The following is an 11526-nucleotide window of genomic DNA, read 5'->3' as shown; positions in this document are numbered from 1 at the left end:
CACAACTGGGCCTGGTATTCGCGTCATGTGAGCATCGGCGACGGCACACTTCCTGTACAGAAAGTTTGTCCAGGACGCTAGGAGCCACCCATTGCAGCACCGTAAGAAGGATTCGTTATTTGGAGCACCCTTCGTACAAGCAAGGGGAAAGAGTGTGACCAACTGGAGGTCGCTGGTTGGTCTGAAAGTTCAGATCTGGCGCGGCGACGAGATCGTGGACCAGGGCGTAGTGGAGGCCGTGACATCTGACGGCAGCGTTGTATGGCTCACCCAAACGGGAGCAGTGGAACGTCGGATGGTGGTGAAGGAACGCGGCGCAGGCATCCGGATCCAGCTCATCAACTGAGCTGGATCCGGAGAGCTGGCTGACGCTACACAGCGTCAGCCAGCAAACGGCCCCACTTCGCGTCGAGCAGTGGGGCTCCCGCCAACTTCAGGGCATGCCAGAGGGTGACCGCCACGGAATCGAGAACGGGTACTCCGGTGCGGCTTTCCACCTCCGCCGTGATGTTGGCGCCGTACAGGTTGGTGCATAGGTAGACCAAGGCATCCGGGTGCGAAGCTGCCAACTCGAGTGACCCAGGAAGCATCTCTTGGTCGGTGACCCGCGCGAAGGACTCGTTGTCGCTGAGGTCCAGGTGCCGGTGGTCGACCGTCTTGATCCCTTCACGGGCATAGGACGAGATCACGGACTCGTTCACGTCGGCGGTGTAGGGCGTGAACAGCCCGATCCGCTCGGTTCCAAACGACGCGAACGCGTCAAGATAAGCGAGCGTGGACGTGGTGGCAGGGATGCCCGTGGCCTCTGTGATCTCGCGGACCAAAGCATGGTCATGCGCAGCGCCAAGCCACGATCCCGAGGTACCGTTCCAGGCGATCACGTCCACATTAGCCGTGGCCAGCAGCTCGGCCGCAGCACGCATCACCGAGGAATCGAACTGCTTGTCCGAGGAATCGTCCAAGGCAATGCGGGTTACCGGGATGCGCGTTGAGTGGATGGTGACGTCCTGGCGATCGCCGAGGATCCGGTACGTCTGCGGCTCCAGGCAGGTGTTGGAGGACGGCACGATCATTCCGATCCGGGTGGCGCGATTGTTGGAAGGCATGGTGGCTCCTAGAGAGTAAGCGTAGAAACGGGCACGGCCAGCGAGTCGCGGTGTTCGGTGAAGCCGTTTCGGGCAACGAAACGTCCCACGGGCCCTGGATCATGGAAACCGTCGCCGTCGAGTACCACGCGACCAGCGGAGACGACGACGGCGGGCCAGCCGTTCAGCGTCTTCCCCTCGAAGGGCGAGAAATCAGTTCCCATGTGCAGCGCGCCGCCGTCGACGGTTTGCTGTTTGACGGGATCGAAGACCACCAGATCGGCGTCGAAACCTTCCACGATTGCGCCCTTGCGCGGCACGGCGTTGATCCGTGCGGGGCCGGCAGAGAAGACCTCCACGAAGTCCTCCACGGATCCGCCGGCTTCGGAAACCAAAGCGGTGAAGCTCACCGGCATGCGGGTCTCAACGCCGGGCAGGCCGTGCGGCATGTAGCGGACATCGTCGGTGCGCTCGCGTTTTTGGGAGAGGTCGTAGCAGGAGTGGTCCGAGGAAACCGTGTGGATGGCTCCGGCTGCAAGGCGGTCTTTGAGAGCGGCCACTGTTTCGGCGCTGCGCATGGGCGGGCAGCACGCGTACCACTCGGGAAACGCCGAACCGTAGACAGTGTCATCGAGGGTCAGATAGTGCGGGCACGTCTCGGAGTACGCCTCCTGCCCGCGCTCGCGGGCCTCGGTCACCAGGTCCACGGCGCCGGGTGTTGACTGGTGCACGAAGTACACGGGAGCCCCGGTGTACTCGGCCATGGCAAGCGTCTCTTTGACGGATACTTCCTCGGCGAGTTCCGGCCGGGTCCGGTGCAGGTGCTCGATCCCGATCAGGCCATCGGAGGCGTGTTGTTCCGTGCAGTCGGTGATGATGGCGTCGTGCTCGGCGTGGATGTAGGTCAGGCCGTCCAGGCGAACCATTTCGCGCATGACCTTCAGGACCGTATCTCCATCGGCCATGGTGGAACCACGGTTGGTGGTGTACATCTTCACGGACCGAACACCCTCGGCGGCCAGTTGCTCCAGTTGCCACGGGACGGTCTCGTCCCACGTGACCACTGCCCCGTGCAGTGCGACGTCGCAGCGTGAATCGGCGGCGAGCCGTTTCTTGTTCAGGACGGCATCCAGGGGAGTTTCCTGGGCGTCGCGTGGAATACCGAAGTCAATGATGGTGGTGGTCCCACCCCACAGCGCAGCGGTGGAGGTGGTCCGGTAGTCATCCAGGGTGCGGAAGCGGCCGGTCACTTGGGCCACGTGGCAGTGGCCGTCCACGCCGCCGGGAATGACCAGTTGACCCACCGCTTCTACGGTGCGGACGGCGGCAGGAACGGGCTGGGTGGCGTCAATGAGCTCGATGATGCGGCCTCCGTCCACCACTACATGGGCGTCCTGTCGGCCAAAGCTGTTGACCACGGTGCCGTGGGCAATGACGAGATCGGGGAGTTGGGACATCGTCGTCCTCCTTTGTTCTTGAAAAGTTCTAGACAGTGGCAGGGCGGTGGGCCGACTGCGCTGTGGCCAAGGCGGCGTCGAGGTCTTGCGACAGGCCCCGCCTGGCCTTCACCGGCGGTGCTGCGAACGAACCGCTGCGATGGGCGCCGGAACGCAGGGCCACCACGGCCTCCGTCATACGAATGCCGGCCGAGATACCGTCAACCACCGGCACGGGGATGTGGCCTTCAAGTTCCCGGGCCAGTCCGGCGAGCGGTGCACCTGCGAGGATCACGACGTCGGCGCCGTCCTCGTCGACGGCCTGCCGGCTAAGTGCCAAGAGGGTTTCCTTGAAATCGGCTTGTACGGAGCCGATCGAGTTCAGGCTCTGGTTGATGGAGCGAATGGAGGCCAGGCGGCCACCGAAGCCGAATCGTTCAACACAGTCGAGGTACCAGGCTTGTATGCGGTCCGAAATGGCGATGATGGAGAACCTGTGGCCTTGCAGTGCTGCTGCGCACAGGGCGGCCTCGGTGATGCCGATGACCGGTACGTCCACCAGCTCTTTCAAGGCCGGCATGCCGGGGTCTCCGAAGGCAGCCACCACAACGCCGTCCACCGCGGTTCCGCCGGGTTCGTCCCCGGCGTGAGTGCCGCCGTCGTGCCCGTATTCGGCGATGAGTTCGGCAGCCGCACCCGCAGCGATCAGTGCCTCGAAGCGCGTCTCGATATATTCGACGCCGTGCCCGGCGGTCCGCACGATCAACTCGGTATCCGGACCCGCCGACCGCTGTGCTTCGGCTTCGATCAGGGCTGTGACGTCGTCACTGATATTGGGATTGATGACCAGGAGTTTCATGGTTTCTTCCGTTGCAGCTTGGGCTCCGTCGCGCTGGACTCCTGCGGGAACTGCTCGCGGTACTTGCCGATGTGCGACGCCGATTGCGCGGCGGCGCGGTCTGGATCGCCACTGGCGATGGCGGCGTAGAGGTCGCGGTGTTCCTGGATGAGTTCCGGGAGGTCGCTGACATGGCGGAAGAGCCAATGCATGCGTCCCTGCAGGGGTTCCAGTGCGGAGCGGAGGAAATCGTTGTTGGCGATGCGCGTGATGGCATCGTGGAATTCGCTGTTGGCGCGGTGGGCTTCCAGAATGGAGCCCTTGGCCAGGCAGCGGTCGGCCTCGTTCAGGAGGCCTTGGAGGTGTTCGAGATCTGTCACGGTGGCTCGTTTGGCGGCCAGGCGGCAGGCAAGCACCTCAAGGGATTGGCGAACATCGAAGAGATCTTCCACGTCCTTGGGGCTCAGCCCGCTGACCTCGGAGCCGCGGCCGGCGCGGTCGCGGATCAGGCCCTCCTGCCGGAGCATCCTCAGGGCTTCGCGGATGGGAAGGCGGGAGACATTGAATTCGGCGGCGAGATCGCGTTCCACCAGCCGGGTGCCGGGCGCATAGTGCCCCTCAAAAATCCTGGAACGGAGCGTGTCACGCACAGACTCCCGGAGGGGGCGGTCAGTGTTCTTCGTGTCTTCTGCGGCAAGCATGTCCAGCTCCAATTCGTAATGTGTGAGGCAGTGCGCCCGGCGACCCGACGGGCATCCGGCCATCCGGCGGTTCAGGACCGTCCGGCCGGACCGGTCGATGCGAGTCAGACCGGGAGTCGCTTGTTGTAATCCAGTGCCAGCACCGAGATGCCCATGATGACGGCGGATCCAACAAAGTACAGCAGTGCCCAGGTGTAGGAGCCGGTGGCCCCGACAATCAGGCCTACCACAATCGGGGTGACGAATCCGGCAATGTTGCCGCTGAAGTTCATGGCACCGCCCAGGACACCGGCGTTGGTCCGGCCACCAAGGATGGACGGGATGGACCAGAACAGGCCAACCCAGCGCAGGAAGAACAGGACCACCGAGAGAAGCACGACGGCGGTGATCGGGTCCGCGACAATGGTGACACCTACGAGGCCGCTCACCACGACGACGCTGGAGATGCCCAGCAGCGTACGCATGACGAGGTTCGCGGATGCGCCGGAGGCGCGCCACTTGTCGGCGATGATGCCGCCGAGGATTTCACCGACGAAGCCGGCACCGAAGATGACGAACGTGGACCAGCCGATGGTCTTGAGGTCGAAGCCCTTGGCTTGTGCCAGGTAAAGCGGACCCCAGGTCAGCAGACCGTAGAAGACGCCGTTGAAGCCAAGCCAGCCGAAGCACATGGCCCAGAAGGACCGGAACTTCAAGTAGGGGAGGAGCGCGCGCTTGCCTTGGGCGCCTTCCTTTGCGGCCTCGGCATCGTCCTCGGCGTGGGAAGCCTCGATGTAGGCGGCTTCTGCCTCATTGACGCCCTTGTGCTGGCGGGGGTTGTCGCGGATGTACCACCAGACTGCAAGGCCCATGAGGATGGTGGCTGCTCCGGCGATGATGAAGGACATCCGCCAGCTGCCGGTGGACGCGATCAGCCAGGTGATGAGGATGCCGCCCAGGCCCGCGCCAAGGGGAGCTCCGGCGTCGAGGATGGTGGCGCCGCGGCCACGTTCCTTCTTGTGCATCCAGATGGCATTGAGCTTGCCACCTGCCGGCATGACGCCGGCTTCAGTGACGCCGATACCCAGGCGGGCGATGAACATGCTGACGAATCCGCCAGCGAAACCGGAAGCGGCCGTGGCCGCGCCCCAGCCGATGCAGGAAGCGGTGACCATTTTGCGGGGGCCGAACTTATCGATCAGCCAACCGACGGGGATCTGCATCAGGGCATAGGTCCAGAAGAAGGCCGACAACAAGAGCCCGACGAGCTCGGGAGGCAGGTTGAATTCCTTCTGGATGATGGGGAGGGCTACGGAGATGGAACCACGGTCTATGTAATTGACCGCGACGAGGACCAGAAGCAGGATGAAGAGCTTCCAGCGGACGTTCGTGCGTCGCTGCACGCCGTTCTTGCCGGATGTGGGCTCGTTCTCCTGGGTTTCCTCGGTTGCCAGTTGGGTGTTTTGGGGAGACACAGCTTCTCCTTCATTAGGAGTCAACGGGATGGAATGTCTTGGGGGGATGAGCCGGGCGGGATACCGCTGCAGCCTGACCCGCGCCGGCGGCAGCTGTTGTGGGCCTGCCCATCGATGGGGCGGAACCACAGCCGGAAGCGGGATCATTTGGGATCCCGCTTTGGGATCCCAAAAACAAAACTAGATGTGATGTGCGGCACTGTCAAGGGTTTTGGTATACCTGCGCTCCCCGCCGAATGTGACCGAGCCCGTTGCGGCGCCCTGCCTAACCCCGCTGTCCCTCCGTTGAGGCCGAACTGTATGCCAGAATCTCTGCCAGCTCGGCGAGCCGGTGCGCACGCGCCGATTCTGCCGGAGTGAACGGCTCGCCAGCACGAGAGAAGACCAGTGGTCCATGCCAGGCCGTCGGGATCTTGAGGATGTCTGTTGAAGGCCCGACGCCGGTTGTCGCCTCGCTGCCCGGGCGTTCCGGATCGATGGGAACTACTTTCGCGGAAAGAAGCTCGGCGACAGCCAGGGGGAGTTCCTGCGGATTCCCGGCGACCCTTGTGGCGAGGCTCAGCGCCTTGGTTTGGCCATCGGCCATGGCCAGTGCGGTGGTGGGCCAAACCTGGGACTCACGCCCGCCGCCGTCGTGCAGTGCCTTCAGCAGTTCCTGTTCGGTGACGCTCCCCGGTGCCGAGAGCACGAACTCGTCCATCACCGCACCCTCCATACCGGCTCCGGCCGTCACATGGACATGCAGGCTGAGGATGTTGCTGTCCAACTTCGCGAGTGATTGGGTGATTTTCTGCAGTGATCCCGGCTGGTCGTGGAGCAGGGTACGCGCGCGCCACAGCGAGGGCGCCAGATGAAGCTGCCTGCGCTGGTGAAGGGCTGCGCCGTGCAGCCAACGCCGCAGAACCTTCGCGGCAGACGGCTCAGCCACCCAGATGACCAGCACGGTGGCCGTGACCGCCAGCAACAGGACCTTGGCCACGTAGGGCAGATGGGTTTCCACCACTGCGGCATGGACCAGGAGCTCGATGGGAAGCATGACCGCGATGTTGGCGAGGGTGAGGCGGGCCTTGGGCGGTTCGGGCAACTGGCCGCAGACATCACAGAGGAGGTCCGCGGTGACGGGAGTGCTCGGGTTGGGCTTCATGCTTTCATGCTGCCCTGCCCCTGTTTCGAACCGATTGCCTGTGCGTCACGTTCCGGGGACAGCCCAGTGAACGCAAAGAACCCGGCGTTCTCGCGAGGAGAACGCCGGGTTCTTCAAGCAACCGGGTTCAGTGAAGCAACCGGAAAGGGGCGATCGCGGAGAGCGGGGCCTAGCGGATGCGGTCCGAATCGAGGTCCGGGTCGAGGTCCGAACCCTGGCCTGCGTTGCGGGCGGCGGCCGCGTCCTTCAGGAGATCGCGGATTTCGGCCAGCAGCGCAGTATCTGCAGGCAGCGGCTCCTCCTCGGGCTCCTCGGTGGAGAGCCGGTCCTTGACCAGGGAGTTGATCTTGTTCATGGGTGCCACGAAGATGAAGTACACCACGGCCGCGGTGATCACGAACGTCACCAGGGCGGTCAGCACGGCGCCGAAATCAACGAACGTAGCGGGGTTGTTCTCCCAGATCTTGAAGCCCAGTCCTTCGGCGTTCATGCCGCCGGCGGCAGCGATCACGGGGTTGATGATGTGGTTGGTGAAGGCTCCGACAAGAGCGGTGAAGGCACTGCCGATGACGACGGCAATGGCCAGCTCAATCACGTTGCCGCGAAGTATGAAGTCCTTGAAACCCTTAAACATGGATGGTCCTCCGATTGGGTGCGGGTGTCTGCCTCAGCAGAGATCAAACTACCACTCCGGGGTTTCACGTGGGGGTCAAGCGGTGTCTTTGGCCGCCGGACCCCCACTGGATTCCAGCTTGGGCGTTCCGGATCAGGCGGACGTTGCTTCCAGATCGCGCTGGGAAACCCTTGCGCCCTTCCCTCTGTTCACCATGAGAGCCAGCAGGTCGAACACCACGGTTGCCGCGGCCACGCTGGTGATGTCGGCGTGGTCATAGGCGGGCGCTACTTCAACGACGTCGGCGCCTACGATGTTGATGCCGTTCAGGCCGCGGAGCAGTGCCAGAAGTTCGCGGGAATGCAGTCCGCCCATTTCAGGCGTGCCAGTGCCCGGTGCGTAGGACGGATCCAGGACGTCGATGTCGATGGAAACGTACACGGGAGTATCGCCCAACCGCTGCTTGACCTGGTCAATGGCCGCCGGGACGCCGATGACATCCAGGTCAGAACAGCGAATGATCTGGAAGCCGAACTCGTGGTCCTTAAGGAAGTCGTTGCGATCGTAAACCGGGCCACGGATGCCTACATGCATGGATTTGTCTTCAATCAGGAGCCCCTCTTCGAAGGCCCTGCGGAAGATGGTCCCGTGAGTGACCGGCTGGTCAAAGTAGGTGTCCCACGTGTCCAGGTGGGCATCGAAGTGAAGCAGTGCAACGGGGCCGTGCACTGTGTTGAGGGCCCGCAACATGGGGAGGGCAATGGTGTGGTCGCCGCCGATGGAGATCAATTTCTTGTCCTGGCTGATCAGCGGGCGGGCCTGCTCCTCGATCTCGCGCACTGCCCGGCTGATGTCGTAGGGCGTACACGCGATATCGCCGGCATCCACTACCTGGACTTCGTTGACCGGCTCGACGTCCAGCTCGGGGTGGTATCCGGGGCGCAACAGGCGGGAGGCCTCGCGGACTGCGGCCGGGCCAAACCGGGCGCCGGGACGGTAGGAGGTACCGCCGTCGAACGGGACGCCGACGATCGCGATGTCGTAGTCGGGAACGCGATCGATCTGCGGCAGCCTCGCGAAGGTACCCAATCCTGCGAAGCGGGGAACCTTGGTGGCATCGACGGGGCCAATGGGCTGGTGAGTGGTCATGACAGGGATCCTTCGGTTACTTTGTGGGACTCCGGGGTGCCCGGCTTCTTTTTACTGGTGAGTTCTGAGAGGGACTTGTTGGCCGTTTCCGGCGCGAGCAAGAACGTCGCTATCAGGCCAACCAGAGAGATGACGGCGCCGATGAGCAGGGAACCGGCGGCACCAAAGCTCACAATGGCGATGGGCATCAAGTACGTGCTGGCCGCCGAGCCGATGCGGCTGATTGCCGTGCCGAAGCCCACTGCCGTTGCGCGGACCTCCGTAGGGAAGAGCTCGTTGGGGTAGACAACTTCGAGGAAGCTGGAGGCGCCGGAAGCCAGCGCGAAGATCGCCAACGCGATGAACAGCGGTGCGGCCTGGACGTCGGGAATGAAGGCCGGGATGGCGAGTGCCACCACGATGACGCCGAAGCTCCAAAGGAGCAACTTGCGTCGACCTATTCTTTCCACGAGCCAGAGGCCGGGAATGCCACCCACCACGAACAACATGGAGATCAGGAACGATCCCCCGTAGAGGTTGGCGTCGCCGTGCATCCCGAAAGATGCCAGAAGGTCCGGGGCGAACGTGTAGACGGCGAAGAGCGGGATCACCTGGGCCGTCCAGAAGATGGAGACAAACAACGTGCGCTTCCAATACTGGCCCCTGAAGATATCCAGGAACCGGCCCTGCTTGGCGGGACCCTCGCTGTCAGAAGCGATATCGCTCAGCCCGTATTGCTGCCCGTAGACCTTCTTGATGACTGCGTCAGCCTCATCACGTCGGCCTCGGGAGAGCAGCCAGCGAGGCGACTCTGGGGTGCCGAGACGGCACAGCAGGGTAATGATGGCGAAGATCGCAGGGCTGGCGACCATCCAGCGCCAGGCGTCCGGACCCATGTCCCGAAGCAGATAACCGACGGCGTACGCGACGGCCGCGCCAACGGCCCAGACCACGAAGGTGGCGCCCAGCAGACGGCCGCGGTGCTTCTTCGGCAGGAACTCTGCCAGAAGGGAGGTGGCGATGGGGTAGTCGGCGCCAATGGCCATTCCAAGGAAGAAGCGGCACAGGACAACCTGCCACACTTCGGTCGCGAAGCCGTTCAAGAGGGAGAAGACGGCCAGCGCGATGAGGTCGGCTATGTACATCTTGTGCCGGCCGATCTTGTCGGTGAGCCACCCAAAGACGGCACCGCCGAAGAAAATGCCCACCAAGCTGGCCGCGCCGATCAAACCGATTTCAGCCGTGCTGAGCTGCAGCCCCGGCGTCATGGTGATCAGGGCGATGCCGATGATGGATAGGGCATACCCATCAATGAACGGTCCGCCGGAGGCGAAGAACGTCAGCTTCTTGTGAAACGTGGTCAGTGGGGCATCGTCAATGAGGTTGCTTGTTGCGCTCATTGCAACCCTCTCTCGTGAGTGCTCTTGGGGAGCGGGGGGAGTAAGTACTTCAATTCTTGGTGACCCGCGTCACTCCGGCTATCTGCACTTTGAATACAAATGATGAAGTCTCTTATACCTTTGTCTAAAGCGCCCCATCAACGTACAGAACAGGAGTCCACCCATGGCAATCACCGTCGCCGAACTCGTCGCCGAGCCGCAGCTTGGCCTCACGCTCCTGGCCGGATCTGGCGGCGCCGACAACCGCATCACGTGGGCCCACACCTCGGACCTGCCACGGCTCTGGGAATGGGTCACAGGCGGCGAGCTCATGATGACCAATGGCCTCTCGATTCCAGCTGACGCTGACGGGCAAGTGGCGCTCGCCGAAGCCTTGATGGACTCCGGCGCCAGCGCCTTGGCCATCGGCGAGAAGATGCACGCGCCGCCCCTGACCGCGGAATTCCTGGCCGCTTGCGACAGGCTGCCGTTGCCCCTGCTCAACATCCCGTATCCCTTGCCGTTCATCGCGATCGCCCGCTCGGTTGCTGAGGCGTCGTTGGTGGAAGAATCCCGACGACTCCGGCAGACAGCGCGGGTCTACGATCTACTCCGGACTGTCGGGGCATCCGAGGATCATTGGCAGAGCCTTGTCCAGCGGCTTGCCACGGAGCTCGACGCAGAGCTGTTCGTGGTGGACCGCCGCTGCCTGCATCCGTGGCATCCCGAAGGTCAGCGGCTCCCGGACTTCCTGGCCGACGAATGGGCCCCGCTTCCCGGCCGGGTCTCTGTGGCCGGCAAGAACTTCCAGTGGCACCGGATCCGCGGCAGGCACGTGCTGACCATGGACATTCCCACCCATGCAAACGCGCTTCTGGTGGTGCTGCCCAACAGCGAACCGCACCCGGACGCCGTCGTACTTCTCCATGCCGCGACCGTGCTGGGACTGCAGCTTTCGCGCATCGTCCTGTCGTTGGAAGGCCGCCACCGGCTGGCCGGCGAGTTCCTGATGCAGGCCATGGAGGGACGCCTCGGAGTGGCCGAGATGGAGAGCCGGCTGACGGCTTTTGAGGTGCCGGCCCGGGATTTCGTGCTCGCCTCCATGTCGGCGGACGCTGCCAGGGAATTGGACGCTGTCAAGCAAGCGGACGACGGCGGTGGGCTGGCTGGCGTGCACATCGAACTGTGGCGGCACGGAGTTGCGTCAGCGTCCTTGAAGCGGAACAACAGGCTGCATGTGGTGGTCCCAGCTGATGTGGACGACGACGTCCTGGCGCACTGCGCCGGCGCGGAAACCGTCATCGGCATCAGTGCCCCGGCCGCCGTTGCGGGGCTGCAACGGGCTCTTCAGGAGTCCCTTTGGGCTCTCGGCTCGGCCAAGGCCAACAAGCTGGACGTCGCCCACTATGCGCAGGGACCATCGTGGTTGGGCATGACGGGTTTTGAGGAAGGAACGGCGCTGGTCCGGCGACTGCTGGGCCCAATTTTTGACTACGAGCAGAGCCAGGACGGCGATCTCATCGTCACCTTGCGGACCTATCTGAACTCGCAGCGTTCCTGGCAAAAGACGGCTGCCGCCCTGTTCGCGCACCGGCAAACAATCATCTACCGCATACGAAAAATCGGTGAGCTGACGGGGCTGGACATGGGTGAGACCTCCACGGTGGCGCAACTCTGGTTCGCGTTGCAGATTCACGAGACCATGCACCAGTAGCCGCACCTTGCTTGCGCTTTTTCGAAACTACCCG

11 protein-coding genes are annotated in these 11526 nt (G+C 63.4%); 2 read left to right on the top strand and 9 right to left on the bottom strand.

What is annotated here, in order from left to right; translation table 11 throughout:
- Positions 1-154 precede the first annotated feature (154 nt).
- Positions 155-346, top strand: coding sequence for a hypothetical protein (locus ACZ5J0_RS19040; RefSeq protein WP_223941228.1), 192 nt, complete (start codon positions 155-157; stop codon positions 344-346).
- Between the two features lie 25 nt (positions 347-371).
- On the opposite strand, the gene ACZ5J0_RS19035 is transcribed toward ACZ5J0_RS19040, so the two are convergent.
- From ACZ5J0_RS19035 to ACZ5J0_RS18995, 9 genes are all read right to left on the bottom strand, one after another.
- Entirely contained in the window at positions 372-1106 is a 735-nt protein-coding gene (locus ACZ5J0_RS19035) for a maleate cis-trans isomerase family protein (protein WP_142937453.1), read from the bottom strand.
- A gap of 8 nt (positions 1107-1114) precedes the next feature.
- The gene (locus ACZ5J0_RS19030) at positions 1115-2542 is read right to left on the bottom strand and encodes an amidohydrolase family protein (protein ID WP_464093807.1); all 1428 of its coding nucleotides are present in this window, start codon (positions 2540-2542) and stop codon (positions 1115-1117) included.
- 28 nt (positions 2543-2570) lie between these two features.
- Complete coding sequence (locus ACZ5J0_RS19025; protein ID WP_464093806.1) at positions 2571-3380, bottom strand: aspartate/glutamate racemase family protein; 810 nt, start codon at positions 3378-3380, stop codon at positions 2571-2573.
- Positions 3377-4060: a GntR family transcriptional regulator gene (locus ACZ5J0_RS19020; RefSeq protein ID WP_142937456.1), complete on the bottom strand. Its 684-nt coding sequence runs from the start codon at positions 4058-4060 to the stop codon at positions 3377-3379. The genes ACZ5J0_RS19025 and ACZ5J0_RS19020 overlap by 4 nt, the downstream gene beginning before the upstream one ends.
- A 104-nt stretch (positions 4061-4164) precedes the next feature.
- Positions 4165-5514: an MFS transporter gene (locus ACZ5J0_RS19015; protein ID WP_223941225.1), complete on the bottom strand. Its 1350-nt coding sequence runs from the start codon at positions 5512-5514 to the stop codon at positions 4165-4167.
- 265 nt (positions 5515-5779) lie between these two features.
- On the bottom strand, positions 5780-6658 hold the full coding sequence (locus ACZ5J0_RS19010; protein WP_166841891.1) for an ACT domain-containing protein: 879 nt from the start codon (positions 6656-6658) through the stop codon (positions 5780-5782).
- A 169-nt stretch (positions 6659-6827) separates the two neighbouring features.
- Entirely contained in the window at positions 6828-7292 is a 465-nt protein-coding gene (gene mscL, locus ACZ5J0_RS19005; protein WP_166841890.1) for a large conductance mechanosensitive channel protein MscL, read from the bottom strand.
- Positions 7293-7424: 132 nt separating this feature from the next.
- Complete coding sequence (gene speB / locus ACZ5J0_RS19000; RefSeq protein ID WP_142937459.1) at positions 7425-8420, bottom strand: agmatinase; 996 nt, start codon at positions 8418-8420, stop codon at positions 7425-7427.
- Complete coding sequence (locus tag ACZ5J0_RS18995) at positions 8417-9799, bottom strand: MFS transporter (RefSeq protein WP_166841888.1); 1383 nt, start codon at positions 9797-9799, stop codon at positions 8417-8419. The genes speB and ACZ5J0_RS18995 overlap by 4 nt, the downstream gene beginning before the upstream one ends.
- 163 nt (positions 9800-9962) lie before the next feature.
- Here ACZ5J0_RS18995 and ACZ5J0_RS18990 point away from each other — a divergent pair, with 163 nt between their 5' ends.
- The gene (locus ACZ5J0_RS18990; protein WP_223941224.1) at positions 9963-11492 is read left to right on the top strand and encodes a PucR family transcriptional regulator; all 1530 of its coding nucleotides are present in this window, start codon (positions 9963-9965) and stop codon (positions 11490-11492) included.
- The last annotated feature ends 34 nt before the right edge of the window (positions 11493-11526 follow it).

This window comes from Arthrobacter sp. DualSoilB13 (assembly GCF_055389195.1).
The sequence above is the reverse complement of the archived record's forward strand: the minus strand, read 5'-3'. Positions and strand labels throughout refer to the sequence as shown.